22 protein-coding genes and 1 pseudogene are annotated in these 26,914 nt (G+C 58.2%); 5 read left to right on the top strand and 18 right to left on the bottom strand.

From position 1 onward, the window contains the following. Positions 1–45: 45 nt before the first annotated feature. Complete coding sequence (locus J2Y83_RS13450; RefSeq protein WP_253395885.1) at positions 46–1,263, bottom strand: MFS transporter; 1,218 nt, start codon at positions 1,261–1,263, stop codon at positions 46–48. A gap of 122 nt (positions 1,264–1,385) precedes the next feature. Between J2Y83_RS13450 and J2Y83_RS13445 the strand changes: the two genes are divergently transcribed. Continuing rightward, positions 1,386–2,027: a TetR/AcrR family transcriptional regulator gene (locus J2Y83_RS13445; protein WP_253395883.1), complete on the top strand. Its 642-nt coding sequence runs from the start codon at positions 1,386–1,388 to the stop codon at positions 2,025–2,027. 18 nt (positions 2,028–2,045) lie between these two features. On the opposite strand, the gene J2Y83_RS13440 is transcribed toward J2Y83_RS13445, so the two are convergent. The 8 genes and pseudogenes from J2Y83_RS13440 to J2Y83_RS13405 all read right to left on the bottom strand — a co-directional run bounded on the left by J2Y83_RS13440 (position 2,046) and on the right by J2Y83_RS13405 (position 12,598). Continuing rightward, complete coding sequence (locus J2Y83_RS13440) at positions 2,046–2,984, bottom strand: ADP-polyphosphate phosphotransferase (RefSeq protein ID WP_253395881.1); 939 nt, start codon at positions 2,982–2,984, stop codon at positions 2,046–2,048. Between the two features lie 248 nt (positions 2,985–3,232). Then, complete coding sequence (locus tag J2Y83_RS13435; protein WP_253395879.1) at positions 3,233–4,123, bottom strand: helix-turn-helix domain-containing protein; 891 nt, start codon at positions 4,121–4,123, stop codon at positions 3,233–3,235. A 451-nt stretch (positions 4,124–4,574) separates the two neighbouring features. Then, on the bottom strand, positions 4,575–5,549 hold the full coding sequence (locus J2Y83_RS13430; protein WP_253395877.1) for a transporter: 975 nt from the start codon (positions 5,547–5,549) through the stop codon (positions 4,575–4,577). Between the two features lie 83 nt (positions 5,550–5,632). Continuing rightward, positions 5,633–6,682, bottom strand: a complete 1,050-nt coding sequence (locus J2Y83_RS13425; RefSeq protein WP_253395875.1) for an alpha/beta fold hydrolase — start codon at positions 6,680–6,682, stop codon at positions 5,633–5,635. Positions 6,683–6,765: 83 nt separating this feature from the next. After that, on the bottom strand, positions 6,766–8,415 hold the full coding sequence (locus J2Y83_RS13420; protein ID WP_253395874.1) for a flavin-containing monooxygenase: 1,650 nt from the start codon (positions 8,413–8,415) through the stop codon (positions 6,766–6,768). 231 nt (positions 8,416–8,646) lie between these two features. Further along, positions 8,647–8,799: pseudogene (locus tag J2Y83_RS13415) on the bottom strand (carbohydrate porin); the annotation flags it as partial. 73 nt (positions 8,800–8,872) lie between these two features. Beyond that, complete coding sequence (gene glgP / locus J2Y83_RS13410; RefSeq protein WP_253395873.1) at positions 8,873–11,374, bottom strand: alpha-glucan family phosphorylase; 2,502 nt, start codon at positions 11,372–11,374, stop codon at positions 8,873–8,875. 24 nt (positions 11,375–11,398) lie between these two features. Continuing rightward, complete coding sequence (locus J2Y83_RS13405) at positions 11,399–12,598, bottom strand: acetate/propionate family kinase (protein ID WP_253395872.1); 1,200 nt, start codon at positions 12,596–12,598, stop codon at positions 11,399–11,401. 431 nt (positions 12,599–13,029) lie between these two features. Between J2Y83_RS13405 and arcD the strand changes: the two genes are divergently transcribed. Beyond that, positions 13,030–14,520 carry an arginine-ornithine antiporter gene (gene arcD / locus J2Y83_RS13400; RefSeq protein WP_301295008.1) on the top strand — a complete coding sequence of 497 codons (1,491 nt, stop codon included), beginning with the start codon at positions 13,030–13,032 and terminating at the stop codon, positions 14,518–14,520. Between the two features lie 78 nt (positions 14,521–14,598). Next, the gene (locus tag J2Y83_RS13395) at positions 14,599–15,141 is read left to right on the top strand and encodes an Hsp20/alpha crystallin family protein (RefSeq protein WP_253395871.1); all 543 of its coding nucleotides are present in this window, start codon (positions 14,599–14,601) and stop codon (positions 15,139–15,141) included. 242 nt (positions 15,142–15,383) lie between these two features. On the opposite strand, the gene J2Y83_RS13390 is transcribed toward J2Y83_RS13395, so the two are convergent. The 9 genes from J2Y83_RS13390 to J2Y83_RS13350 form a co-directional block, all read right to left on the bottom strand. Beyond that, entirely contained in the window at positions 15,384–15,638 is a 255-nt protein-coding gene (locus J2Y83_RS13390; protein WP_253395870.1) for an Lpp/OprI family alanine-zipper lipoprotein, read from the bottom strand. 137 nt (positions 15,639–15,775) lie between these two features. Then, the gene (locus J2Y83_RS13385; RefSeq protein WP_253395869.1) at positions 15,776–16,435 is read right to left on the bottom strand and encodes a c-type cytochrome; all 660 of its coding nucleotides are present in this window, start codon (positions 16,433–16,435) and stop codon (positions 15,776–15,778) included. A 189-nt stretch (positions 16,436–16,624) separates the two neighbouring features. Beyond that, positions 16,625–17,314, bottom strand: a complete 690-nt coding sequence (locus tag J2Y83_RS13380; RefSeq protein ID WP_253395868.1) for a phosphoribosyltransferase — start codon at positions 17,312–17,314, stop codon at positions 16,625–16,627. Positions 17,315–17,358: 44 nt separating this feature from the next. Next, positions 17,359–18,243: a universal stress protein gene (locus J2Y83_RS13375; protein WP_253395866.1), complete on the bottom strand. Its 885-nt coding sequence runs from the start codon at positions 18,241–18,243 to the stop codon at positions 17,359–17,361. Positions 18,244–18,293: 50 nt separating this feature from the next. Then, a complete protein-coding gene (locus J2Y83_RS13370; protein ID WP_253395864.1) occupies positions 18,294–18,686 on the bottom strand; it encodes a hypothetical protein in 393 nt (130 codons plus the stop codon). A gap of 30 nt (positions 18,687–18,716) precedes the next feature. Next, positions 18,717–19,304, bottom strand: a complete 588-nt coding sequence (locus J2Y83_RS13365; RefSeq protein ID WP_253395862.1) for a Spy/CpxP family protein refolding chaperone — start codon at positions 19,302–19,304, stop codon at positions 18,717–18,719. Between the two features lie 126 nt (positions 19,305–19,430). Beyond that, complete coding sequence (locus J2Y83_RS13360) at positions 19,431–19,991, bottom strand: nitroreductase family protein (protein ID WP_253395861.1); 561 nt, start codon at positions 19,989–19,991, stop codon at positions 19,431–19,433. A gap of 277 nt (positions 19,992–20,268) precedes the next feature. Next, on the bottom strand, positions 20,269–21,708 hold the full coding sequence (locus tag J2Y83_RS13355) for an AdeC/AdeK/OprM family multidrug efflux complex outer membrane factor (RefSeq protein ID WP_253395860.1): 1,440 nt from the start codon (positions 21,706–21,708) through the stop codon (positions 20,269–20,271). 80 nt (positions 21,709–21,788) lie between these two features. After that, entirely contained in the window at positions 21,789–22,427 is a 639-nt protein-coding gene (locus J2Y83_RS13350) for a TetR/AcrR family transcriptional regulator (protein WP_247397526.1), read from the bottom strand. 147 nt (positions 22,428–22,574) lie between these two features. On the opposite strand from J2Y83_RS13350, the gene J2Y83_RS13345 reads away from it, so the two are divergent. Then, complete coding sequence (locus tag J2Y83_RS13345) at positions 22,575–23,732, top strand: efflux RND transporter periplasmic adaptor subunit (RefSeq protein WP_253395859.1); 1,158 nt, start codon at positions 22,575–22,577, stop codon at positions 23,730–23,732. Between the two features lie 16 nt (positions 23,733–23,748). Next, entirely contained in the window at positions 23,749–26,862 is a 3,114-nt protein-coding gene (locus J2Y83_RS13340; protein ID WP_253395858.1) for an efflux RND transporter permease subunit, read from the top strand. Positions 26,863–26,914: the final 52 nt, after the last annotated feature.

Genomic DNA, 26,914 nt, shown 5'->3' with positions numbered 1-26,914 from the left:
CGGCCAGGGCCAGGGCGGCGTAAGTGATGGCAGGTCGCGCCAACACTAATGCCCCACCGCCGCCGCACCATCGGCAGACCGCTTCCCCGGCTTGAAACCATGGGCCCGCGCCGTCCACGCAATGCCCAGCGCCAGCGCCCCCAACCCCAGCATCGCCCACGGAAATGCCGCCACGCCCCATGTGTCCAGCAACACGCCGCCGACCACGCCGCTGCCGGCAATCGCGCTGTTCCACGCCACCACGTTGAGTGACAGCGCCACATCTGCGCCGTCGCCCGCAGCATCGGCCAGCGCGGTTTGCAGCAAGGTCGCGGCGCCACCGAAGCTCAGCCCCCACACCGCCACACCGAGGTAGATCACCTCAGGCCTATTCCCCAGCAACCCGAACGCCACACTGACCAGCGCAAACGTCGCCAGGCTCACCAGCACGGTCTTGCGCAGCAAAGGCTCGACCAGCCTGGCCGTGATCCAGATCCCCGCCAACGCGGCGATGCCGAACACCAGCAGCACCAGGTCGACGTGACTCGCCAACCCCGCGGGCGCCACGAACGGTGCGATGTAGGTGTACAAAATGTTGTGCGCCAGCATCCAACTGATCACCACCGCCAGTACCGGCCGCACGCCTGGCGTGGCCAGCACTTTGCCCAGCGACAGCCGCTGGTGTGCGGGTTGCGGCGTATAGTCCGGCACTTTCACCAGCACCCAGACGATCAATACCAGGGTCAACCCCGACATCAGGCCAAACGTGGTGCGCCACCCCACCAGCCCGCCCAGCCAGGTGCCCAGCGGCACGCCCAGCGACAGCGCAATCGGCGTGCCGACCATCGCCAGTGCCAGCGCCCTGCCCTGTTGATGGGGCGCGACCATGCGCCGCGCGTAACCGGCCAACAAGCTCCAGGCCAATCCCGCCGCGACGCCTGCGAAAAAGCGCGCAACCAGGGTTATGCCGTAATGGGACGACAGCGCGGTGATCGAGTTGAACAGCAGAAAACCAACGATGGTCAGCAGCAGCACATTGCGCCGACGCCAGCCCCGGGTGGCTTTGGTCATGGGGATCACCGCCAGTACCGACCCCAGCGCGTAGGCCGTGACCATCTGCCCGGCCATGGACGGCGAAATCGCCATGCCCTCGCTGATCAACGGCAACAGGCCGGCGGGCAGGGTTTCGGTAACGATGCAGATGAAACCGGTCATCGCCAGGGCGAGCAACGCGCCGATGGGCAGGCGCTCGGACGCGGCCGATAAGGTGAGTGAGGGGGGCACGGGAAACTCCTTGGAAAGCGACTTAGATACTGATCGATACAAATATTGCAGGCGCGCTCCGCGCATTGTCAATGACTTATGTATCGACTAGTATTTATATGCCTTTGCACAGGAGACCTGCCATGGCACAAATGGGCCGCCCCCGCACCTTCGACCGCGACCAGGCCGTGGAACAGGCCATGCACCTGTTCTGGCAACACGGCTATGACGCCACCTCCCTCGCCCAACTCAAGGCCGGTCTGGGTGGTGGCATTTCCGCGCCGAGTTTTTACGCGGCGTTCGGCTCCAAAGAGGCGCTGTTCGAGGAGTGCGTGCAGCGCTACCTGGACACCTACGCCAAAGTCACCGAATGCCTGTGGGATGAAAGCCTGCCGCCGCGTCAGGCGATTGAGACCGCGCTGCGCCAGTCGGTACGCATGCAGTGTGAAGACGGCCACCCCAAGGGCTGCATGGTGGCGCTGGGCGTGATGAGCGCGCCCAGCCCGGAGAACGCACGGGTGGCGAATGGCTTGACCCAATCGCGGCTGCGCACGCGGGCGGGGATCGTGGCCTGTGTGGAGCGCGCGGTGCACATCGGCCAGTTGCCCGAGCAGACCCAGTCGGCGGTGATGGCGACAGTGTTTGACAGTTTCCTGCAAGGCGTTTCGATCTTGGCCCGCGATGGGGTGCCGCACGCCAGCCTTGATGCGGCGATCAGCCAGCTCATGCTGACTTGGGATGTTGCTGCGTCTGTCACACCGCCCATTCGCCACCTGGGCAGGTAGTGAGTACGGCAAACTTAGTTATTCTTCCAGAAGCTGCTTGCGGATATTCAGCAGTTCTTGATGACGCTCCTCGCTGGTCTTTGGATATGACATTCTCAGCCCATCCAGCACATCTGAAAGTATCTGAGATACGATCAGTCGGGCATTTTTCTTGTCATCGGCAGGCACAACATACCAAGGTGTCTCAGTCGTGCTCGTTGCACTAAGACATTTTTCGTAGGCCTGCATATAGTCGTTCCAATACTTGCGTTCCTCGATATCCGCCGCACTGAATTTCCAGTTTTTTTCCGGCTTATCGATGCGATCAAGGAAGCGCTTTTGTTGCTCTTCTTTCGAGAGATGGAGAAAAAATTTGACGACGCATGTTCCGTTACCTGAAAGGTGTCGCTCCAAATTGGAGATCGAACGATATCGGTCGCGCCAGACAGTACTCTTGTTTTCAAGAGCATCCGGGAGTCCCTCGCTTCGGAGAATCTCCGGATGGACACGCGCAATCAGTACCTCCTCATAGTACGACCGATTGAATATGCCAATCCGCCCGCGTTCCGGTAGATTGCGTGTGGTTCGCCATAAAAAGTCGTGCTCCAATTCAGCCGCGCTGGGATGCTTGAAGCTGAATACTTGGCAACCCTGCGGATTCACCCCTGACATCACATGCTTGATGGCACCATCTTTTCCAGCCGCATCCATCGCCTGGAAAATCAGCAGAATGGCATAGCGATTGGACGCGTAAAGAAGCTGTTGCTGCGCGCTCAATTGCGCAACATGCGCTCTCAGAAGCTTGCGATATTGCTGTTTTGACTTGTAGAAAGGCTCCACCTTGGTCGGCCACTTGTGGAGATTGACCTTGTCACCTTCCCGTACTCTAAATTCCGCCGAATTGATTTTCATATTCCGCCTTTCGGTGCCGCCGGCGCGGTTGCTGGTTGTCTTGCCGCTGCATTGGGAATTTGCCATCCGATCAACGCAACACGTCACAGTGTCGTTCAGAATTCTGCCCAAGAGTACTGATTTATTTTGTATCGGCCGGATCCGACGTTGCCTCGGCGACGGTTGCCGATTCGCAAGGCGAATACTGTTCTGGAATAGAGGGCGCGACTGGGTGCCGTGTGAGGGCTAACTGGAATTTACCGCAAATTTTCTCTTTCGACTTGGCCCGCTCCTACGCGATGCTTTCAATCTGGATTTTCCTGTCCAGGCATCTACTATTCGTGGTTTTTATTGTTCCTTAGTTGCGTAGGCGTCATGCCGAGTTTAGTACGTAATACACGTGTCAAATGCGCTTGATCGGAAAATCCGCAATGATAGGCAATTTCTTTAATCGAAAGTGTGCCGCTGTACAACATTCGTTTGGCTCGCTCGATGCGCTGTTCGGTAACAAATGTATGTGGCGAGCAGTCAAATGATTCACTGAATTTTCGGGAGAATGTCCAGACGCCCAATCCTACGGCATCGGCCATTTCGTCCAGACGTATGGACTCTTCCAGGTGAGCATCGATAAACTCGAGCAAGTATTTTTTTTGCTGTTGGGACAGCCGGCCAGGCGCACTGAATTCTTTAAAGGTGACACTGGCGTAATGCCGTAGGAGGTGAATGGCCAACTGCATACTCAAGGCTTCCACATACAATGCCCCACCAATTCCACGATTTCTTACTTCATTTGTGATTGCGCCGACAATCGCTGTCAGGATCGAGTCTTGGGTGCGGAGCAGATCATGTAGGCGAACGTCTTCAATCGGACGGTCCATAACATCCATGGCCACACGTGACATCAGCGCATTGGAAAGATAGAGGTGAGAAACATCAATGTCTTCAGTCCAGTTCCAGTGGGAGTCCTGTGACATCGTAAGCAGCGAAATATCGCCCGGAGCGCAAGCTGTGCGCGTCCAGCCCTCGTCCACGCATCGATCCATCGGTGTACGGCCGCCAAAATAATAAACGATCATGAAATGATCAAGGGGTGGAATGAGAACGTCCTGACCTCTATAGCGATATGACCGTTGTTCTATATCTTTCCATCCGAGCTCTTCGCTTGAGCTGAGAACTACGCCTGGCACCCACTTGAGAAGTTCCTTTGGAGTAATGACAGTCGGCATAATTAAAGTCTCACTTGAAGGCCGTCATCCTTGCTCTCGCTGTGCTCCTACGTAAAGTGCTGAAAGCACTCGAGGGCTGGCCTTGTAATATTGTTTTTATTAGTATGTACATCTCACAGAAATACTAGCATGGGATGAGCGGCATCGAAACAAATATCAAACGCTACGCGATTTAAGTAATTATAAAAAACCGAATGCCAGTATGAAACAGCTATAAAAAGTCACCGACCGATTTCCATGCGTTGATGGTTACTAACGTTTCCGACCCAGGCAAAAAAAACGGCCACCGGCGGGCGGCCGCAAAAGGGGCTGCGAGGCGGAGTTCTCGCAACGGAGCGATTCATATCAGGCCATCGCCCTGGGGGGTGTTTTCGATGATTTTCCTGACGTAGCCAGCGCAGCTCGATTGGGGAGTCCTTGCCTGACTTTCCTTGATCAAGAGCGGTGTGACTTAGAATACGTAAAGCACTCGAAGATTAAGGCGAGACGCCTCCTTGAAGCCATTTTCAACTGACATGTCTCGCCCCAATGTCGCAAGCAACTGAACTTTAGGAGTAACGAAGTAAGACCCTCCCAGCATTATTTTTGCTTGACGGCTTTCATCTTCCAAATCAGTTCCGTCAACTGTCCTCTGCCCGCCCCATAGCCGCGAATAACCGACATGCATAGCTGCGCGGTCACTGAGCTTGTACCGGATAAATCCTTGCATCTGATACTGTGGATCCTGCTTCAGCGTCAGGTCACGAGCGGAGTAACTATCGTTATCACCGAAAAAAGTAACATCAGCAACGAAATCCAGAATGACGCTACTGCCGATACCGTGCATGTACCCGCCCTGCAAGACATATTTCCATCTGTTTTCCCCGATATTCAACTCTTGATTCTTGCTGTAGTCGCCTATAGGCAAAAAAAGATATTGAGTCAGGCCCAATGCGCGGTTTTTTGAAGGATCCTGATGGATCCAGATCGCATTCGCCAGAATGGGGTCGCCCATTCCGCTTTCACTGCCCATGGCTTTTATATCGCCACCTGTCGAGAGATGGCCGAAAGGCAATAGAAGTTGGATATTCGTCAGCAGGCCTGCAAACGCTTGATAGCTAACCCCCCTCAGGATGGCAACATCCGAGTAAAGGTTATATTTGTCGCTTAACTGATTGCCGCGCACGTAATAATCATGGCGTTCTGCGTGCTGTAAATAAAGTAGTCCGAGCTGTGTGCCATCGGGCATTGGCGTATAGTCGCCAGGATCGACATCCAATGCGTGGCAGACAATCGAACGTTGAAGGCAAAGAATTAGAATCAGCAACCGAAACGCATGCAGGACACGCAAGTGTAGGTTGTTTTTCCTGAGGCAGTCGACGTCGGCGTCAGAACTCGATTCGAGCGTATTCGGCGCGCGCAAAGAACGTGCTGTTGTTATTTTCATCCTTCAACCCTGTTTTTTATAAAATTATTCTGGGTTTAGCACAGGAGTCCTGTGCTATTTTTTTGCGTTCTTGCAGGTGTGTTTCAATAGGTTGGGGATAAAAGCAGCTCTCCTAGATGGGCGTCCAGTTGATTGAGCATTTCGCTATCGGTGCCAAAAAGTCCGAGGTGACCATCGATTGATTGCAATGGCCTGAACTCGCTGTTCGGGATCATTTGCTGCTCCGACAGACAATCGTCCATGGTAAAAAACTGGTCATGTGAAATTGGCATGACATAGGTTTTCGCTTTGATTCGCCCAAGGGCCGTCGCAAGATCACCGCCAGTGTTTCGACTGACATCTCCTCGCTGCCATTTCCACGCCATGGTCAGGAGGTTGTTAGGGTCCATTGCCGCAAAGTAGCCTGTCATGAAGCGGTCGATGAATACCTGCATCGATTCGAAACCCAGCGCTTTATGCCGCTCGGCGCGAAAGAACTCAGTACTCCAGCCCATCAATGCCCAAACTTTCGCGTGCCGCTTAAGTCCGGCCTCCACTGTCGACGACGAACCGTATAAGCCGGCCCGGAAGGCCGGATCGGTCGTTATCGCGTCAATGAGTATTTCGGTGAACAGGAAGTCATGCTCGCTATTGCGCGCGGTGCCGGCTATGACCGCGGCACGTTTGACAAAGTCTGGATAGCGCACGGTCCACTCGTAGGTTTGCTGCGCACCCATCGATCCCCCGACCACTAGCGCCAAGTGCTCTATCCCAAAGTATTCGGTGAGCAATGTGTACTGGGCGCTGACGTCATCGCCAATCCTGACATTCGGAAATCCAGGGCCCGCCAATGCGCCGCCAGTGTTACTCGCTGAGCTGGAAAGGCCGTTACCGATCTGGTTGACGACGATGATGCAGTATTTCGAAGGATCCAGCGCCCGCCCTTCGCCAATGTAGATTTGCTCCATCGCCTTGCTCGTGCCCGAATACCAGGTAGGAACAAGTATGGCGTTACTCTTCTCGGCGTTCAGGGTGCCATGTACGGCTACGGCCAGTCGGCACTCCGGAATGCATGAACCTTCTTCAAGCTGGAGCGATCCGATATTGATAAGTTCAAAAGGACCGTGATTTTCTTCGGAGTAATAATTATTCATTTTAGGTCACCTCGTATATCGAGCTGTCACGGCGCACTAGAGAGTCGCAGTGACAGCTTCAACCCGTGAGCAGTCGTTCGACTTCAGGCCATTTCAAAGCCTGGGTAACCCTGTGCGGCTATTTCGTCGCATCGGCGATGATAATTACCGACACCGCCGATATACGACACAAGTCGGCGTGGTTTCCCGTCGACGTTGGAGCCCATGTACCAAGAGTCGGTCTTGACGACCAAGGTCTTCGCCGCAGTCTCGTCGTGATGCTGTACCCAGTTGTCCTCGAACGCTTTGGAGGCTTCCACGACTTGTTTGCCGTGCTGGATGGCAAACTCAATGCATCCCGTGATCCAGTCCACCTGCTGCTGCAGGCAAGTAGTCATGTTGCAAAGTGCAGCCGACGGTGCCAACGGCGCACCTGTTGTGAACAGGTTGGGGTAGCCATGAATCTGCAGGCCCATCGATGTGCGAATTTCTTGTTTCCACTGCTCCCTCAACGACCGGTTGTCGCGCCCTCGAATGTCGATCCGGCTGAGTGCGCCGGAGCCTGCATCAAAACCCACGGCCAGTACGATGATATCTACCTCGTGAATCTTTCCATCCGCGGTCTGGATCCCCTGCGGCACAATGCGCTCGATCGGTGACTGCTTGCAGTCGACCGCCTCGACGTTGGGTTGCAGATAGACTTCAAGGTACTTGCTTTCCAGCGGTACGCGATGGGTGCCGAAGCCATAGTCGGTTGGGATCAGTAGATTGCAGAGATCTGGCCTCGACTGCAGACGCTCACGCATCTTGATGCGCACGAACTCCGACACGACTTCATTGACCTGTTCGTCAAAGAACATCTCGGGAAAAGAAGCCAGCCACATGGCCAAAGAACCATCCTCCCAGAGTTGCTCAAGCACGGCTTGTCGCTCGTCAGGGGTTTTCTCGGACCAGGGGCCGGCGTCGAAGTCGTAGTCGAAACCGGCAAAAGTTTCTCGCACGCGCTTCTTGAGTTGGTGGAATTGTGTGCCCCACTTTTCCCAGTCTTCTTTGCTGTATTTAGGGTTCCTCATCGGAATCACATACTGCGGGGTACGCACGAAGACCTTCATCGATCCCACCGACGGAGCGATGGTCTGGATCACCTGAATACCGGTGGCGCCAGTGCCCACCACGGCCACACGTTTGCCGTTGAAGTCCACGGGATCTTTTGGCCACAGACCGGTGTGATAAATCTGGCCGCTGAAGTTGGTTTGGCCGGGGAACCGATCGGACAGTGGAGCGGACAGCATCCCGCAGCAAGAGATCAGGTATTGGGTATTGATCGTTTCACCGGCCTCGGTTATCACCCTCCAGCTCCCGCTCTCCTCGCAAAAGAGAGCCGCAGCGATGCGGGTGCTGAACTGGATATCTTTCTTGAGGTCCAGCCGATCGGCGACAAAGTTCAGCCACTGCTCCGTTTCGGGCTGAGCAGGGAATCGCTCGGTGGGTTGCCAGGACTTATAGAGTTCTTCAGAGAACCAGTACTGATAAATTTCTGCCTGAGAGTCAAACCGCGCACCGGGGTAACGATTCCAATACCATGTGCCGCCAACTCCGGAAGCCGCATCGTAGGCGCGGACCGTCAAGCCCATCTCACGAAGTCGATACAACTGGTAGAGGCCAGCTACCCCTGCACCAATCACCATTGCGTCCAGGTACGTGACTTTGCCGTTGTCGGTAGACGCAGAGGTGAGTTTAGATTGAGCACTCATTTTGAAGCCTCATATTGTTATGTTTATATTTGCCGTTACTTATTTGCTGCCAGGCAACGCTTAAGGCACGAATAAACGATAACAACCAAGGCGCGTTTTACTCTTGAAGGAAAGGGTGAATAGCTTGAACAATCCGGTGTAACGAACCGGGCTTCGTCGAGGCCGACGACAGATGGGCGCGACGCAACCCGACCGCCGCGCTGAAGGCGCGTGGGCCGGAGCGTCCGAACATTAAAACCAGGTTTCCATCTGTACCCCGTATTGCCATACACCTCCGGCCTTGAAGTCCGTCCTGCCGAAGGTGTCAGAGGTCGTGTATTTGTCCAGATCGGAAGACCAGTTCATGAAGCTTGCGAACACTCGCAATTCCGGGCGTGTGAGAAGGCCTTGCGTGAAAAGCCTCACGTGCCGATGTTGCCCCGACTGGCAATAGGCGCGTCGCAAGGCTGCATCCGCCTCAACGCTGCCACGCAATCAACGGGTTTTCCGCCGGCACAAAGGCCTCCGGGTGCCAGGCGCGAACCCGTGGGGTGTAGTGCTCCAGCGGGCGTATCGTGGCGACCGAAATGGAATAGATATAACCCTGGATCGCACCCGGAATCACATCGACGGCATTCATCAGCAGGCACTCTGCGGGATACTCGCCGCACAGTCCCCCATAGAGTTCCACCTTGACCCACTGAGGCGAGACTTCACCCAAATAGACTGGCACGCGGATGCACAGACAGTCGCCGTCGCGATGCCCCTCGACCGTGCCGAAATGAATATTGCCCCATGCCGACACCAACCCTTTCTGCCAGGCGTGGAGCGTGCGTGCCAGTGCCGCGTTATCCTCGCGGCGGCGTCTAAACGCCTGGATCGCCGGCTGGTAAAGATGCTCCAGGTATTCTTGCAGCATGCGATTGCTGCTGTAGTACGGCCCCAGTTGCGACATGCTGGCGCGCATGCGTTGCACCCAGTCCCTTGGAATACCCTGTGCATCGCGTGCGTAGAACGTGGGAACTACCTCGTTTTCCAGCAGGCCGTACAAGCGCTCGGCGTCGACGTCGTCATTGCTCGGCGCGTCATCCCCGATCGCCCAGCCATAGGCGGGCTGGTACGCTTGCGCCCACCAGCCATCGAGTTCCGAGAGGTTCAAGCCGCCGTTGACGAGCACCTTCATGCCGCTGGTGCCGCAGGCTTCCCACGGCCGACGCGGGGTGTTGATCCAGACATCGACGCCCTGCACCAGGTGTTGGGCCATTTCCAAGTCATAGTCTTCCAGGAACACCACATGCCGGCGCAGCCCCGGGCGATGCACGAAGTCGAGCCATGCCTGGATCAGTTGCTTGCCCTGCTCGTCGGCGGGATGAGCCTTGCCGGCGATGAGCAGTTGTACCGGATGCTGTTCGTTGGTTAACAGCCGCGCCAGGCGGTCGCTGTCATGCAGCAGCAGGTTCGGGCGCTTATAGTCGGTGAAGCGTCGTGCAAACCCGAGGGTGAGGCAGTTAGGGTCAAGTACCTGCGCGGCCTGCGCCACCTGCTGCGCCGACTCGTCACGCTGCTCAAGCTGCCAGGCCAGGCGCTTGCGCGCATAGTTCACCAGGTCGCGGCGTTGCTCGGCCGCCATGTTCCACAAGGCCTCGTCGTCATTGTTGGCGACCGTCGCCGGCAGCAATTCGACCGCGCCGCGCCAACGTTCCTTGCCGCAGCTTGTGGTCCATAGATGATCCGACCACATTGAGTCCCAGGACGAGACATGGACACCGTTGGTGACATGCCCCACCGGTACCTCTTGGACGGGCCAACGGGGATACAGATCGCTAAATAGCTGGCGGCTGACCTCGCCGTGCAACCGGCTCACGCCATTGGCTTGAGCGCACCCGCGCAGTGCCAGAAAAGCCATGTTGAAGGGTTCATCATCGTCCAACGGATTGCGTCGGCCCAGCGCCAGCAGTTCGCGCGAAGAGAGGTGGCAGTCGTCGAGATAGCCTCGGGCATACTTGAGTACCAGTGCCGCGGGAAACACATCGAAACCCGCCGCCACCGGCGTGTGGGTGGTAAAGACGTTACCTGCCCGCGTCGCCCACCAGGCTTCGTGGAACGATGTGCCGTGCTGGTGCATGAAGCGCCGGGCACGCTCCAGCACCAGCAGCGCAGCATGACCTTCGTTGAGGTGGCACACATCGACACTGATCGCCAATGCGTCGAGTGCGGCCCAGCCGCCAATGCCAAGCACCACTTCCTGCAGCAAGCGCATCTGCGAACCGCCGCCGTACAACTTCGAGGTGATGCCACGGTCGCTGGCGCCATTGAGCAAATCATTACTGTCCAGCAGGTACAGGCTGGTACGCCCGACGATGGCCTGCCACACGCGTAAAAACAGGGTACGGCCGGGAAGCGCCAAGGGGACTTTCAACCAGGCGCCGTCATGCCCAAACGCCGGCTGGATCGGCAGGCTGGTGGGGTCGTTATAGGGGTAGGCCTCCTGCTGGCGCCCCGTCGCGTCGATGGTTTGTCGAAAATAGCCTTCCTGATAGAGCAACCCCACTCCGATCATCGGCACCCCCATATCGCTTGCCGTCTTCAGGTAATCCCCGGCCAGCACACCGAGCCCGCCGGCGTAGAGCGCCAGCGCCTCGCTCAGGCCGAACTCCATGCTGAAGTAGGCGATCCGTTTGGAATCGCCAGCGGTTTTCTGCTGCGCATACCAACCCGGCTCACTGAGGTAGTGCCGATGCTCTTCGATGGCGTGCGCGAGGGTTTGCGAGAACGTCGCATCTCGACAGAGTTCTTCAAGCCGGTGCGGCGATGTGTTCTGCAGTATCAGCCAGGGATTATGGGTGCGCTCCCACAGCAGCGGGTCGATGCTTTTCCATAGCTCGTCGAGCGTATGGTTCCAGGTCCAGCGCAGGTTAAGCGCAAGCTCGGTCAATGCGCGCAACTGCTCTGGCAGTTCGCGTGGCAAGAATGCATACACGTCGACACCTCAAGGCGATAGTGGCTAAAGCGCCTCGCTCGGCGCTGGCAGCAAGGCCAGGCTGTGTCGAGCGATGACTGCATTTTCATCAGTGCTAATGACCCAGGCGGATACCTGGCTGTCCGGCGTCGTCAGGCAGGCTCCGGTGGGATGCTCGTGGTTGCGGGTTACGCCTAACCAGGCGCAACCGTCGAGAATCGCGTCACGCACGGCGGGAGCATGTTCGCCAATGCCACCGGTGAACACCAACGCGTCGAGCCCGCCCAGCACTGCGGCCAGCCCCCCGATTTCCTTGACGGCACGCCGTACAAACAACTCGATGGCCTGCGCGGCCCCCTCGGCATGACTGGCCAGCAGCGTGCGCATGTCACTCGCCACACCGCCAGACACGCCAAGCAATCCGGACTCGTGGTACAGCAGGTGTTCGACCGCCTCCGCGCTCATGCCGCGTTCGCGCAGCAGAAACAGCACGATTCCGGGGTCGAGGTTGCCCGGGCGGGTGCCCATCAACAGTCCGTCCAGGGTGGAAAAACCCATGGTGGTGCCGCAACTGATCCGGTTACGCATCGCGCACAGGCTGGCACCGTTGCCCAGGTGGGCGACCAGGGTGCGCCCGGTGGCCGCGCGCGGATCATAATCGGCCAGGACCCCGGCGATGTACTCGTAGGACAAGCCATGGAAGCCATAACGCCGCAGGCCCTCCTCGCTCAGTGCCCTGGGCAGGCCATACAGGGTTTCCAGCGGGTCGAGCGTGTGGTGAAAGGCCGTGTCGAAGCAGGCCACCTGAGGCAGCTCGGGATGTTCGCGGGCCACATGGAGAATCGGTGCCAGGCACAGGGGCTGGTGCAAGGGCGCCATTGGAATCAGTCGTTGTATCTCGTCGATCAGCGCGCTATCGACCCGCGCAGCCACTTCCCGACGGGCGCCGCCATGCACCACTCGATGCGCCGCGCCGACAATCTGCCATTGGCGGTTGCTGCCCAGCCAACGCATCAGGTTGCCTAGGGAAACTGCGTCCATGCAACTGTCGGCGCGCCATTGCTCCTGATGTTCGGCCTCGGATCCTGGGGCCTGATACACCAGCGTTGCCCTGCCCTGGCGCACTTCAATCATGCCGCTGCCCAGGCAATGGACCGTTGGTGCCGCCACGAAGTAAAGGGAAAACTTGAGGGTCGAAGAGCCCGCATTCAGCACCAACAACGCCGGGCAAGGGGCATCCATCATGCGCGGCTCCACAACGCCGGGGAATCCACGGCCTGACGGGAGCCGCCAAGCAGTAACCGTAATGCTCGCATCATGGGCCGCCTCGACACTCGATGAGGTTACAGGGAACCTTGCCCCAGGTTGGCCTTATCCTGGCATCCACGGGGCGCGGCGGCTTGATCTTCCTCAATAAAACGTTCCCGTTACGGTTCAGCGCTTTCCTGGCGCATCAATATCATTGACGAACAACACTTTGGCGTTTAACGACGAAAACACCCGCGAAAAAATGTTTTTTGAAAACAATTCAATCAGTTAAGTATTGCGACTGATCCGCAGACACTTACATCTGATCTAAATCAATCAAACCCAGCCCCTTCGCGCAGAAATTAGACGCAGCAGTCGCACCCTCGCATTCGACGGTGCAGAAACTCACGTTTTCGTGGAGGTTCGTCATGGCTACGCATCTGCAAGGCACTCAACCGATCGTCCCGCCGGCGGCCCAACCCGTGGCAGGCAGTTTGCGCAAGGTAGAACCCAAGCGCTTGTCGCTGAGCTTGTTGATTGCCCTGGTGGTCGGTTCGATGATCGGCAGCGGTATTTTCAGCCTGCCGCAAAACATGGCCGCCAGTGCTGGCGCTGGCGCGATTCTGATTGGTTGGGTGATCACGGGCGTCGGCATGTTGTCGTTGGCGCTGGTCTATCAGACCTTGTCCAACCGCCAGCCCGCGTTGGACAACGGTGTGTTTGCCTATGCGCGAGCGCTGGGTGGCGAATACCTGAGTTTCAACTCCGCCTGGGGTTACTGGATCAGTGCCTGGATCGGCAACGTCAGTTACCTGGTGATCCTGTTCGCTGCGCTGAGTTACTTCTTCCCGGTGTTTGGCGAAGGCAATAACAAGGCGGCAATCGTCGGTGCGTCGGTGGTGTTGTGGTCGTTGCACTGGATGATCCTCAAGGGCTTGCGCACCGCTGCGCGGGCCAATGCGTTGACGACTGTCGCGAAGATCGTGCCGTTACTGTTGTTCATCGGCCTGGTGATCGCCGCGTTCCAGCGTGAAACGTTCACTGTCGACTTCTGGGGCTCGCCGGCATTGGGCAGTACGCTTGATCAAGTCAAAAGCACGATGCTGGTCACCGTTTGGGTGTTTATCGGGATCGAAGGCGCCAACGTGTTTTCCGCCCGGGCGGCGGAGCGTGTCAATGTCGGGCGGGCCACGGTAATCGGTTTTGTCATCACGCTGTTGCTGCTGATTGCGGTGTCCTTGCTGTCGCTGGGCATTCTCAAACAACCGGAACTCGCGGCCTTGAAAAACCCGTCGATGGCTGGCGTACTGCAGGCCGCCGCCGGGCCGTGGGGCGCGGTGCTGATCAGCATCGGCCTGATCGTTTCGGTCGGCGGAGCCCTGCTCGCCTGGACGCTGCTGGCGGCCGAGTCGGTGTTCACGCCCGCCAAGGAAAAGGTCATGCCTGTCGCGCTTGGCGTGGAAAACACCCAAGGCGCGCCGGCCAATGCGCTGTGGCTGACCAACGGCTGCATTCAGTTGTTCCTGCTGCTGACCTTGTATTCGAGTGCCAGCTATCTGGCGCTGATCTCCCTGGCCACCTCGATGATTCTGTTGCCGTACCTGTTCAGCGGTCTGTATGCGCTGAAGTTGACCTGGAAGGGTGACACCTACGCCGGCCATCGCGGCCTGCAACTGCGCGACATGGCCATCGCGGTAGTCGCCACGCTGTATTGCGTATGGTTGCTCTACGCCGCCGGGCCTAAATACATGCTGCTCAGCGCCCTCCTCTACGCCCCCGGTTCGTTGATCTACCTGGGCACCCTGCGCGCCCGTCAGGGACAACCGCTCAGCGGCCCTGAGACCGGCCTGTTGATCATTATCTGGGCGGCTGCGGCGTATGCCGGCTGGATGCTGTGGTCGGGGACGCTGACCATGTAAGGCCCCGTGTTCTGTCCTGGCAGGCCGCGCAGAGAGCGTTCTGCTGCCTGCCTTCTATCTGAAGAGGAGTACCGAAAGATGAGCAATTCCGCAAAAAAAATGCCGGTCACTGCCGAACACAAAGCCGACCAGCACGCCATGACGACTGACCTGTGGCGACCGCTGGAAAAACTGCGGCAACAGGTCGACCACCTGTTCGATGACTTCAATCGCGGTACCAGCCTGTCGCCCTTCGGTCGCGGGCTGTTCGACGTTGAACCGTTCTGGCGTCGCGAGCTGATCGGCCATGGCATGCCTGCCGTGGACATCACCGAGAAAGAAAAAAGCTACGAAATCACCGCCGAAGTCCCCGGTATGGATCAGAAAGACATTGAGATCAAACTGTCCAACGGCAGCCTGATCATCAAAGGCGAGAAACACGAGGACAAGGAAGAAAAACGCAAAGGCTACCACCTGAGCGAACGTCACTACGGTTCCTTCGAACGGGTATTCAACCTGCCCAAAGGTATTGACGCCGACAAGATCGACGCGAGGTTCAGTAAAGGCCTACTGAGCATCTCGTTGCCGAAAAAGCCTGAAGCCATGAAAGCGGACAAAGTCGTGCCCATCAAAGGCGAGTGAATTCCGGGCTGCACGGCCCCTTGGCGGGAAACCGACAAGGGGCTTTTTTTATCTGCCGCGGTTCATTGGAAGGCGCTCAGGCGCCAGATGTCCTGCCCATTGATCGTCACGGGGCGGGATGATTGGCGGCAGTCGTGGGACGGTATTCATGACGTCTCCTCCCCTGCCCGGCACGCGTTGCTGGCAACCCTGCGACTGCCTGGCAGCAAACCCGACGACGTGTCGGGTGCTGCAACCGTTCACTACTTGCGGCTTGCCTTTTCGAGCATCCGGCTGGCGCGCTCATTGGCTTGATCGGCCGTCTGTTGCGCCTGATTGGCCGCCGCCGCCGCCTGTTCGGCTTTCGAGTAGGCTTCATCAGCCCTTGCTTGTGCCGACAGCGCGGTGCTTTGGGCGGCGTCCAGGCGTGCATCCACTTCTTTGGCCGGCTTGTTACTGCAACCAGCCGACAGCGCCATGAGGACGCTGAGCAACGCTACGGGTAAACGCATATTCATGGGTATTCTCCTTGAGGGTCGTAGCTGGAAAGCTCCGGCTACGGTTCCAGTATCCGGCGCCGTCGATGCGGGGCACTGATTTTTGTCAACTTTCGACCAACATTCACGCACAGCACTCAGCGAGCGACACCCCGTCCTTATTCCGTCGTACCCAGCCGCGCCATGTAACGTGCGACAGCCTCGCTATCGGCGTCCGACAACGTATGCGCAATCTGACTCGTCAGATCACCCCGCTCACGCAGGTCGGCCTGTTGAAACACCTGGATCTGGCGAATCAGGTAGGCGGCATGCTGACCTGCCACGCGCGGGGTCTGGCCATGGCCCCGGCCTTCGGCGCCATGGCAGGCGCTGCACTGTGCGATGCCGGATTCAGGCACGCCGTGGCGAAAGATCAATTCGCCCCGCGCGTCAGGCGTTTCGGCTTCTGCTTGCATGGGCCGCTGTTTTGAAAAATAGTCCGCCAGTTCAGTGATCTGCGATTCGGTCAAATGGGTAAAGCCCCACATGTACTGAATCGAGGCTTTATCCATGCGCACATGGCCTTTGAAATCAGTCAACTGCTGCTTCAGGTAGTCTTTTTGCTGGCCGGCCAATTTAGGAAACAGCGGCGCGACCGACTCCCCCGTCAGCCCATGGCATAGGGAACACACGTCGTTTACCAAGGCAAGCGCGGGCATGGACGCGGTGTTTTGCGCTGCCCGATCGCGGGTGCCGGAACAGCCCATAAGGACCACAGCACAGAGGGCAAGCGTCAGGTGTGATCGGTTGATAGAGCACCTCATATCACAAGCCTCCATGAGCAGCGTCGGTCGCCAGCGCGTACCGGGTCCAGACACCTTCGCTCAAGGCCGTGCAGGCTTTATTGACAAAACTCAATGATTCGCCTGGGGCGGGGTGTAACTCGATTAATGAGGCGCTGCACTGTCTGGGAACCCGAAGACGAAACCTTTCCGTTCGGCGTGTAAGGCTCACAGGTCGCGACGCGTCTACACCGAGCGTCCTTCCGCCGATTCGCGCTGCCAGGCCCGCTGCAATAATTCAATGACGTCTTCATCGGTGGTCTGGGGGAAACTCGAGTACCAGTAACCGATGGACATCATCCGCTCAGGAATCAACGGGCAGATCACTTCATTGACGATGCAGCGCAGGGTCTCCACCGTATCCAGCGGCGCGACCGGCACCGCCACGACGATACGCGCCGGGGCCTGCAACTGCACCGCCTGGATCGCGGCGCGCATCGAGGCCCCCGTGGCCAGGCCGTCATCGATCAGGATGACCACCTGATCCTTCAGTTGCAACGGCGCCCGCGTGCCGCGGTAAACCTGTTCACGGCGCGTTAACTCACGCGTTTCCTGGGCGACCACGGCGTCATAGCTGCCTTGATCAATCGAATGAGCCCGCAGCACCTCTTCATTGCGAAGGTGGATACCGCCACTGGCGATGGCGCCCATGGCGAACTCGGGCTGGGATGGAATGCCGAGCTTGCGTACTACGAGGAGGTCCAGACGCACGTGCAAGGCAGTGGCCACCTCATACGCCACAGGGACGCCACCCCGCGGCACGGCGAGGACGATGACATCGGGGCGACGGGCGTATCTGAGCAGCGGTTCCACCAGACCTTGTCCGGCCACCGACCGATCCTGCCAGAGCGTTTGCAGCGAAGGGCTATGAGTCATGGGGCACCTCATCTGTCGTTTCATTGCACAGGACGTTTACGGTCCTAGACCGCCAGCACACCGCACGGCACCTGGTAGAGGATGTGTTCAGTGGTACTGCCCAGCAGCTTCTCGATGCCGTGGTACTGGACCCGGCCCATCACGATCACATCCACCGAATGTTCCTTGGCGAATTGACTCAACACCGCGACGGGGTTACCCAACACGAAGTGATGACGATCGGAAGGGACGCCATAGTTTCGCGCCAGTTCGAGAAGGTTGTTTTTCTCGGTACTCGCCAGTTCCTTACTGAGATTGGAAAGGGCCATGCCGCCCATGTCGCCCATGTAGATCGCGGACATATCACAGGCGTACAGCAGGTGCAGCTCGGCATCGCATTGCAGCGCCAGGCTGGTGGCCTGCTCAATGATACGTTGGTTCAACGCGCCGTTTACCTGTTGAGCATCCGCCACATCAACCGCTGCCAACACGATGCGCGGCAACGCATGGCCGCCACCGCCGACCAGATAGACCGGAATCGGGCACTCGCGCAGCAACTGCCAGTCCAGCGGGGTGAAGAACGCGCGTTTGAGCGCCGACTCGTGCTGCACTTGCTTGATCAGGAGATCGGGCTGCGTCTCCGTGACGTAATCCAGGATGTCTTGCTTGAGGTCAGAGGCCCAGGTCACCTGCGACGTCACGTCGAGCCCCAGCGCGCGCAGATTGTTGGTTTGGTTGTCCAGCCAGTCGCGGTGGTCTTGGAGGTAGCTGGCCCGGGCCTTTTCCCGCACGTCTTCGGCCAGTAGCGACAGGATGTCCAACGGTGTTGTCAGCGCAGCAATATGTAAGCTCGCGCCACTGGCCTTGGCCAGGGCGGCCGCATGGCTGATCGTCGGGGAATCACGCAGGGCGGGGTTGATGATCAGTAACAGGCGTTTGTATTGGCTCATGATCGGGCTCCAGAGAGGAATGAAAAGCACAACCCACACGTAAGAGGGACTTAACGTATAGGCCCTGGCGGCGTCGCGGGAACCATGCGCCATCCCTCAGGACACTGGCGCACGGTCGGGTAATAGCCGTTGGCCGAATCGCAGTAGTACCAGGCAGATGGCGCGGTCGCGCCGGGCGGGGGCTCGACCACCACCGTCGGCGGGCTGGGTGGGTAGTAGTAAGCCGGGGCGGGATAGTAATAAACCGGGTACGTCGGGTAGTAATACGGGGTGGCGATCCGCGCGGCTTCCCAACCCAACCCCAGGCCGAGACCAAAGCCCCACCAGCCTGGCCCGCCCCCATGACCGCCGCCGTGCGGCGCGGCATGCGCCGGCAATGCAACGGCGACCGCCATCAGGATGAACCCTGTCAGCACACACTGTTTTACCGAGTCACTGTTCATGATGTTTACCCAGGAGGATCACGAGTAGCGTTACGGTTGGTCCATCTGGCCGGACGCGCCGCACCCTTGCGGCCATGCCATGTGCATGGGCATCTGCCAACCGTCCTGATCGGCGACCCGGTGGTGCATCACAGTCCAGAACAGATCGAAGATGGTTTTTTGCGGGGCATCGAGGGCGTCATAAAAGGTTTGCGTGCGTGCCTGCGCAGCGTCCAGACGGACCAGTTTCGCCTGCATCCAAGTGGTTTGCGCTCGCAGGCGCTCTATGCCTTTTGCCATTCTTTGCGGCGTGGTTTCGTCCTTCAGCGCTTGTCTGGCACTCGCCTTGTCAGTATCGGCTGCGTTGCCTTTTTCCATTTGCTGATTGGCGTCTGCGATGACGCCCGTGGCCCAGGTTTCCCAGGCGGGCATTTGCTCCGGCTTGAGACTGAGCTTGCCCTTGAGTTCGTCCAGGGTCTGCTGCGTATGCTTGACCCAATCGAAACTCGAGGCGTGATGGAACATGCCGCCCGGCCCTGGCCCTGGCATCGCAGGGTTGGCAAAGGCGCCAGTGGACGGCAACAGCAGAGCACTGGCCGCGATCAACAAGCACTGACCCATCAAGCGTGATTTTTTCATTTCAACTCATCTCAACATCGTGGGTTCAATCCGAGCATAGGAGCCCGCCTGGCGGGCGATCTGATCCACGTCAGAAAACCGAGATACCGGCCAGCCGCTGGATCAACGGTAGCCCTGCCTGGCGCATCAGCCTATCCAATGGATCTCTGGGGCCTTGTGAACGATGGGCGCAGGCACCGACTTCGGATGCCCCACGATAATCGGTGCCACGGGCGTCCACTCGGCGGGCAGGCCCAGCGCCTGCTTACCCTGCGGCGTATTCAGAAAGCCATGGGCGAAACCGATCCAGCACGTCCCGAGCCCCTCGGCATGCGCCGCGAGCATCAGGTTCTCGGCCGCCAAGGCACAGTCTTCGACAATCCACTGATTGGGCGCGTTGCCCGAGATCAGCACCAGGACCGGCGCATGGTAGAAAATCTGAAAACTTTCCTCGCTGAGCAACGCTTGGAAGTGGCTGGAGTGCGTTCCGGCGGGCGTGGTGGCGAGCGTCCAGGCCCGGGCTTCACGGGAAATCCGCTCCAGCAGTGCCTGGTCGCGGATCACCGTGAACGTCCAGGGCTGTTGGTTCATCGCGCTGGGCGCCTGGGCGGCGGCATCGATCAGGCGAAAAATGAGTTTTTCATCGACCGGTTCTGGCGTGTAGTCACGTGTCGAGCGCCGGCCGGCGATTGCCTTGGTTACGTTCATGGGGGCTCTCCTCTCACGTCGACGGTACTTGCATGCTTCTCTGAAGTGCCTGCGGCCAGGTTGACTTTTATCAACAAAGTCACACCCCGGCCGACGCGTTCACTGACTGTCGCCGGGTTGACAAAAATCAACCCGCTCGGCTGCAGACGGCCTGATGGTGAGCACCACCGGCATTCATCTCACAAGTTGCCTGGGGCATGCGCAGGAAGGCGCGCTCAAAAGTACCGCTATGGCGATGCTCAGTACGTCAATGAGGCGGGCAGTACGACTCAAATACTCAACCTTTGAGTTTCAAAGTCTTCTCGACCGTGTTTGGGTACCACCCTCCCCCTAAAGCCTTGTACAGGTTGACCTCGCTAGTCAGCTGGGACAACTGGTCACTGATGAGGGACTGTTGTGCGCTGTACAACGAACGCTGGGCATCCAGAAAGGTGAGGTTGCTGTCGATCCCGACACGGTATCGGTATTCGGCAAGCGCGTAGTAGTCCTGACTGGCGCGAACGTAGTCACGCTGCGACTGAAGCTGATCGACATAGGTTTTACGCGACGCCAGGCCGTCAGACACTTCCTTGAAGGCGGTTTGAATGGCCTTCTCGTAGTTGGCGACGCTGATGTCTTTCTCTATTTTCGAATAGTCCAGACTGGCCCGCAGGTTGCCGGCGTTAAAGATGGGCAGGCTGATACTGGGCGTGAATAGCCAACTGCCGGAGCCGCTCTTGAACAGGCCGGACAGCTCGCTGCTGGACGTTCCCGCGTCGGCTGTCAGGGTAATGCTCGGGAAAAACGCCGCGCGAGCTGAGCCGATGTCTGCGTTGGCAGCCTTCAGCGTATGTTCGGCCTCGATAATGTCTGGACGACGGGTCAGCAGATCCGACGGCAAACCAACCGGTACGGTGGCCAGCAGGTCAGTCCCCAAGGGCTTGGCTAGCGGAAGATTGTCGGGCAAGTCAGCGCCCAGCAGTGACACCAGATCATTCTGATCCTGGGCGACCTGTCGCTGGTAGGTCGCCAGACTCACGCGAGCGCTATCTACCGATGTGCGAGCCTGTGCCAGATCCAGTGCGGAAGACACCCCCACTTTGCTGCTGCGCGTGGTGAGGTCCAAGCTTTCCTCATAGGCTTTAAGGGTGTCTTGGGTCAGCGACAGCAGTGCTTGATCCGCCTGCCAGGTGAAGTACGCATTGGCAACGCTTGCCACCAGGCTGATTTGAGTCGAGCGACGGGCCTCTTCGCTGGAGAGGTAGGTTTCCAGCGCCTCTTCACTGAGGCTGCGCACGCGGCCGAACAAATCCAGTTCATAAGAACTAATGCCCAGTGTCGCCGAATACTGGCCTGACGTGGTTGTATGCCCTGTCTGCGAGAGATCGGCCGGTGTTCGCTGGCGAGTCCCGCTGGCATCGGCGGAAATCGATGGCAGCAGGTCGGCACGCTGGATCCGGTATTTGGCGCGGTACGCTTCGATATTGAGTGCGGCGACTCTGAGGTCTCGATTGTTTTCCAGGGATAGCTGAATCAGTTGCTGAAGCCCAGGCTCCTTGAAAAACTGGCGCCAGCCCAGCTCAGCGGCAGAAGTGTCCGCCACCACGGCTGGCGAATACGACTGCCCCTTCGGGTACTGCGTATCCGTAGGTATTGCGGGCCGTTGATAGTCAGGGATCAGTGAGCAGCCGCCCAGCACAAACGCGGTTACTGCAAGAGACAACAGAGATTTCTTCATTGCGCAGCCCTATCAAATAAATGGCGTTTGAATGGCCCTCGCCAACGCGGCTGGGACGGATACGGAGGACTTAACCCCCCTCAAGCAATCGTTTCGGTTTCTGTTTTTCCATCCCCCCGGCCGTAACCACCTAGGAAAACGTCAACGGCACGCTGAACAGCTCCTTTGAGCTCGGCGCGGGACAACTCGGACCTGATCCCCATCAGGCAAGGAAATACGGTCTCCGACTCGAAGAGCGCGATGAGGTGTCGAGCGGCCACGCAGGGGTCAGCCTGACGCAACGTACCTGCGAGCATCCGCGCCCGGAAAAATTCAGCCAGGGCATTCATGGCGATCTGTGGCCCGGTTTCATAAAAGAGCTTGCCGATGTCACTGCGACCTGACTCGCTGATCACTGTGCGCATGGCTTTGATCGCCGGTTCACTCGCGACAATCGCCAGTGCCGTCTCCCCGAAACGTCGAAGTACGCTGCCCAGTTCCTGATCCGTGCTTGCCAGCAATATTTCCAGGGTTGGAAGAATCTGGTCTTTGGCAGCCTGATGACTCACCGCAACAAACAACTCCTCCTTGGAGGAAAAATAGCGATAGAGCGTCGACTTGGAACCGCCCACTCGCGTGGCAATGCCTGCCATGGAAGCCCCTTCAAACCCTTGCTCATGAAAAATGTCTGCAGCGGCCTGAAGAATTGCGTCCCGCTTACTGTCCGTGAGTACCCGCACAAGAAATCTCCTATTTCGATACCGATGTGTACCATTATTACTTGACCAAATGCTTCTGTCAAAATAGATTACCGTACAGTTCGGTATCGTTAATAATGTCTTTTGTCCTTGGAGCACGCTATGTGCCTTGCATACCCGAAGCGCCTCATGTCAGTGGTGGTCATCGCGTCAATCAGTGTCTTGGCGGCCTGTGGCAAACCGCCAGGCGGCGCACCACTGGCCGCAGGTACGCCTGAAGTGGGTACGCTCTCTGTGCAGCCACAACGCGTGGTGTTTACCACCGAGCTTCCTGGACGGACGGTGCCGTTTCTGATCGCAGAGGTGAGGCCTCAGGTCAACGGAATCGTGCTCAAGCGCAGCTTCACCGAGGGCAGCGACGTCAAGGCGGGCCAGGTGCTCTACTCGATTGACCCAGCGACCTACAAAGCCACCTATGAAAACAATGTCGCGGCATTGGCCAAGGCCCAGGCAACCCTCATCTCCACACGACTCAAGCGTGATCGCTACAAGGAGCTGTCCGCCGTCAATGCCATAAGTCGACAGGATTACGACGACGCGGTGGCTTCCGTGGGCGAAGGCGAGGCGGATGTTTCATCGGCCAGGGCCAATGTCGAAAGCAGTCGCATCAATCTGGCCTACACCCGCGTCGATGCCCCTATCTCAGGACGCATCGGCAAATCCAGTATCACGCCAGGCGCATTGGTCACGGCCAGTCAGAGCACGGCCATGGCAACCATCCAGCAGCTTGATCCCATCTACGTGGACGTCACGCAGCCGAGCGTCGCACTACTGCGTCTCAAGAAAGCAATGGCCCAAGGCGATCTGGAAAAAAGCGGTACGAGCGCGGCCAAAGTCAGGCTGCGACTCGAAGACGGCAGCTTTTACCCCCTGGAAGGCTCGCTTGAATTTTCGGATGTGACGGTGGATCAAGACACCGGGGCCATCACCCTTCGCGCGATCTTTCCCAATCCCAACGCCACCCTGCTTCCTGGGATGTATGTCCGCGCCGTCCTTGAAGAGGGTGTCAAGGATCAAGGCCTGCTGGTTCCCCAGCAAGCGGTATCGAGGGACAGCACAGGCAAACCGCAGGCTTACGTGGTGGGCAAGGACGACAAACTCGAGCGACGAGATCTGGAAACCGACCGGGCTATCGGCGATCAGTGGCTGATTCGCAGTGGGCTGAATGCCGGTGATCAATTGGTCATTGATGGGCTGCAGCGCGCGGCCCCAGGTGTGACGGTCAAGACCGTACCGTGGCAGGCACCGTCCGTGACACAGGCAACTGCACCTTCCGACCTTCATTGAGCAGCGGGTAAATACCATGGCACGTTTTTTTATTGATCGCCCGATTTTTGCCTGGGTGCTGGCCATCATCGTCATGCTTGTCGGTGTGTTGTCGATCCTGACGCTGCCCATTGCGCAATACCCGACTATTGCACCGCCCGCCATCGCGATTACCGCGACCTACCCCGGTGCGTCGGCAAAAATCCTGGAGGATACGGTCACTCAAGTCATCGAACAGAAAATGAAGGGCCTGGATCGCCTGAGCTACATTGCGTCAACGAGCGAATCCAATGGCTCCGTCACGATTACGCTGACCTTTGAAAACGGCACGGATCCTGACACTGCGCAGGTACAGGTGCAGAACAAGCTCGCACTGGCGACTCCCCTGCTCCCCACGCAGGTTCAGCAACAGGGCGTGCAGGTCGTCAAATCGTCCACCAACTTTCTGAATATCCTGGCCTTCACCTCCGAAGATGGCCGAATGAACGGTGCCGATCTCTCGAACTATGTCTCGGCCAACATCCAGGACGCGATCGGAAGGGTCGATGGGGTTGGCGATACCACGTTATTCGGTGCGCAATATGCCATGCGGATATGGCTCGATCCCGACAAGCTGGAAAACTTCAGCCTGACGCCGCTGGATGTAAAGGACGCGATCCAAGCGCAGAACGTGCAGGTGTCATCCGGGCAACTCGGCGCGCTGCCGGCGTCCGGCAACCAGCAACTCAATGCGACCATTACCTCTCAGACTCAACTTCGCAGTGCCGCCGAGTTTGAGGACATCTTACTGCGCACGCAGACCGACGGCGCCCAGGTGCGTTTGCGCGACGTCGCACGGATCGAACTGGGCAGCGAAAGCTACAGTAACGCCAGTCGGTTCAATGGCAAACCGGCTGCCGGTCTGGCCATCAAACTCGCTCCGGGCGCCAACGCACTCGATACGGTCAAGGCCATCGACGCGCGGATTGATGAGTTCAAACCCTTTTTCCCGGAGGGTGTTCAGGTACAGAAGCCGTATGACACGACCCCTTTCGTGCGCATTTCCATAGAAGAAGTCGTGCGCACGTTGGTCGAAGCGATCGTGCTGGTATTTCTGGTGATGTACCTGTTTTTGCAAAATTTTCGCGCAACCCTCATTCCCACGATTGCCGTTCCGGTGGTGTTGCTCGGCACGTTCGGCGTACTTGCGGTATTCGGCTTCAGCATCAACACCCTGACGATGTTTGCGATGGTGTTGGCGATCGGGCTGTTGGTCGACGATGCCATCGTGGTGGTGGAGAACGTCGAGCGGGTCATGAGCGAAGAAGGCTTGTCACCCAAGGAGGCAACCCGCAAATCCATGGGGCAGATCACCGGGGCGCTGGTCGGCGTCGCACTGGTGCTGGCCGCCGTGTTCATCCCCATGGCGTTCTTCGGCGGCTCGACGGGGGTGATTTACCGCCAGTTCTCCATCACGATCGTGTCGGCGATGGTGTTGTCCATTCTCGTCGCAATGATTCTGACGCCCGCACTCTGTGCCACGCTGCTCAAACCGATCGATCGTGGACATGAGCTGATCCAGCGCGGTTTCTTCGGCTGGTTCAACCGGACGTTCGAACGCGGCAGCCGCCACTATCAGGGTGGCGTGAACCATATGTTGAGCAGGCCCAAACGCTATATGCTCATCTACGCCGCGCTCCTGATCTTGGTTGTCGGCGCCTTCCTCAAAATCCCGGTGGGTTTTCTGCCCGACGAGGATCAAGGCACGCTCTTTGCGCTGATACAGCTTCCACCCGGCGCGACTGCAGCCCGCACCAATGACGCGCTCAAACAAGTCGAGCAGCATTTTCTCGTGGATGAGAAAGAGGCGGTTGCGGGCATTTTCACCGTCTCCGGATTCAGTTTCGCAGGCAATGGCCAAAACACTGGCCTGGCATTCATCAAGCTGCGGCCATGGGACGAGCGCCGTGACGAATCCCTTAGCGTCAACAGCGTGACGGCCAGGGCATGGGCTTACTTCGCCAAGGTCAGGGATGCGCAGATCATCCCGTTCGCCCCACCCGCGGTATCGGAACTGGGCAATGCAACGGGTTTTGACCTCATGCTTCAGGATCGTGCAAACCTTGGCCATGAAGCCTTGATGAAAGCCCGTAACCAACTGCTTGAAATTCTCAGCAAAGATCCGCGATTGGTCGCAGTTCGGGCCAACGGGCAAGAGGACGCGCCAGAGTTTCGCCTGGATATCGATCACCACAAAGCGGGCACGCTCGGGCTTTCGATGTCCGATATCAACGATACCTTTTCAACCGCATGGGGGAGCACTTACGTAAACGACTTTCTTGATCAGGGCCGGGTCAAAAAAGTCATGCTCCAGGGGGATGCTCAGTTCCGCATGTTGCCTAAGGACATCGGTCGCTGGTATGTCCGCAACAGCGCAGGAACCATGGTGCCGTTCACCGCGTTTGCCACGGCGCACTGGGCGTCAGGATCGCCCAAGCTGGAGCGCTACAACGGTTCGCCGTCAGTGGAGATACTTGGCATGGCGATGCCGGGGAAAGCCTCAAGCGGCGAGGCGCTGGCGATTGTCGAAGACGCCATGGCCCAACTGCCAGCAGGCTTTGGCTACGAGTGGACAGGTTTGTCGCTCCAGGAAAAAGCCTCAACGGGCCGCACCGGGCTGCTCTACGGCTTGTCGATCCTGATTGTGTTCCTTTGTCTGGCAGCGTTGTACGAGAGTTGGGCGATACCGATGTCGGTGATTCTGGTCGTCCCCTTAGGCGTGCTCGGCGCACTGGTCGGTGCCATCCTGACGTGGAAGATGAACGACGTGTATTTCCAGGTCGGTTTACTGACCACCATCGGGCTCGCATCGAAAAACGCCATTCTCATCGTCGAGTTCGCCAAGGAGATTCACGAGCACGGCAAGGGGCTCATTGAGGCAGCGCTTGAAGCGGTCAGGATGCGTTTACGCCCCATTCTGATGACGTCGCTTGCCTTCATTCTGGGCGTACTGCCCATGGTCCTCGGCAGTGGCGCCGGCGCCGGCGCACAGCACGCACTGGGAACGGCGGTGATTGGCGGCATGCTCTCTGGGACATTGCTTGCGATTTTCTTCGTACCGGTGTTCTTTGTCGTCGTCTACAAATTGTTCAAAATTGATTCTTCGTCATGATGTTGTTCAGCGCGCGGGCTGACTTACGCCGGTGTCCCCGCGCCAATCAAAA

Source organism: Pseudomonas marginalis (genome assembly GCF_024169655.1).
GTDB lineage: Bacteria > Pseudomonadota > Gammaproteobacteria > Pseudomonadales > Pseudomonadaceae > Aquipseudomonas > Aquipseudomonas paraveronii.
This window is presented reverse-complemented; position numbering and strand designations above follow the sequence as displayed.

What these genes read in the sequence shown, in the direction of transcription:
- J2Y83_RS13390 (WP_253395870.1), bottom strand. Translation starts at nt 15,638, where the DNA reads ATGAATATGCGTTTACCCGTAGCGTTGCTCAGCGTCCTCATGGCGCTG.
- J2Y83_RS13345 (WP_253395859.1), top strand. Translation starts at nt 22,575, where the DNA reads ATGTCAGTGGTGGTCATCGCGTCAATCAGTGTCTTGGCGGCCTGTGGC.
- J2Y83_RS13445 (WP_253395883.1), top strand. Translation starts at nt 1,386, where the DNA reads ATGGCACAAATGGGCCGCCCCCGCACCTTCGACCGCGACCAGGCCGTG.
- J2Y83_RS13395 (WP_253395871.1), top strand. Translation starts at nt 14,599, where the DNA reads ATGAGCAATTCCGCAAAAAAAATGCCGGTCACTGCCGAACACAAAGCC.
- J2Y83_RS13420 (WP_253395874.1), bottom strand. Translation starts at nt 8,415, where the DNA reads ATGAGTGCTCAATCTAAACTCACCTCTGCGTCTACCGACAACGGCAAA.
- J2Y83_RS13375 (WP_253395866.1), bottom strand. Translation starts at nt 18,243, where the DNA reads ATGAGCCAATACAAACGCCTGTTACTGATCATCAACCCCGCCCTGCGT.
- J2Y83_RS13440 (WP_253395881.1), bottom strand. Translation starts at nt 2,984, where the DNA reads ATGGCAAATTCCCAATGCAGCGGCAAGACAACCAGCAACCGCGCCGGC.
- J2Y83_RS13380 (WP_253395868.1), bottom strand. Translation starts at nt 17,314, where the DNA reads ATGACTCATAGCCCTTCGCTGCAAACGCTCTGGCAGGATCGGTCGGTG.
- J2Y83_RS13430 (WP_253395877.1), bottom strand. Translation starts at nt 5,549, where the DNA reads ATGAAAATAACAACAGCACGTTCTTTGCGCGCGCCGAATACGCTCGAA.
- J2Y83_RS13425 (WP_253395875.1), bottom strand. Translation starts at nt 6,682, where the DNA reads ATGAATAATTATTACTCCGAAGAAAATCACGGTCCTTTTGAACTTATC.
- J2Y83_RS13365 (WP_253395862.1), bottom strand. Translation starts at nt 19,304, where the DNA reads ATGAAAAAATCACGCTTGATGGGTCAGTGCTTGTTGATCGCGGCCAGT.
- J2Y83_RS13355 (WP_253395860.1), bottom strand. Translation starts at nt 21,708, where the DNA reads ATGAAGAAATCTCTGTTGTCTCTTGCAGTAACCGCGTTTGTGCTGGGC.
- J2Y83_RS13405 (WP_253395872.1), bottom strand. Translation starts at nt 12,598, where the DNA reads ATGATGGATGCCCCTTGCCCGGCGTTGTTGGTGCTGAATGCGGGCTCT.
- J2Y83_RS13370 (WP_253395864.1), bottom strand. Translation starts at nt 18,686, where the DNA reads ATGAACAGTGACTCGGTAAAACAGTGTGTGCTGACAGGGTTCATCCTG.
- arcD (WP_301295008.1), top strand. Translation starts at nt 13,030, where the DNA reads ATGGCTACGCATCTGCAAGGCACTCAACCGATCGTCCCGCCGGCGGCC.
- J2Y83_RS13385 (WP_253395869.1), bottom strand. Translation starts at nt 16,435, where the DNA reads ATGGAGGCTTGTGATATGAGGTGCTCTATCAACCGATCACACCTGACG.
- J2Y83_RS13360 (WP_253395861.1), bottom strand. Translation starts at nt 19,991, where the DNA reads ATGAACGTAACCAAGGCAATCGCCGGCCGGCGCTCGACACGTGACTAC.
- J2Y83_RS13340 (WP_253395858.1), top strand. Translation starts at nt 23,749, where the DNA reads ATGGCACGTTTTTTTATTGATCGCCCGATTTTTGCCTGGGTGCTGGCC.
- J2Y83_RS13435 (WP_253395879.1), bottom strand. Translation starts at nt 4,123, where the DNA reads ATGCCGACTGTCATTACTCCAAAGGAACTTCTCAAGTGGGTGCCAGGC.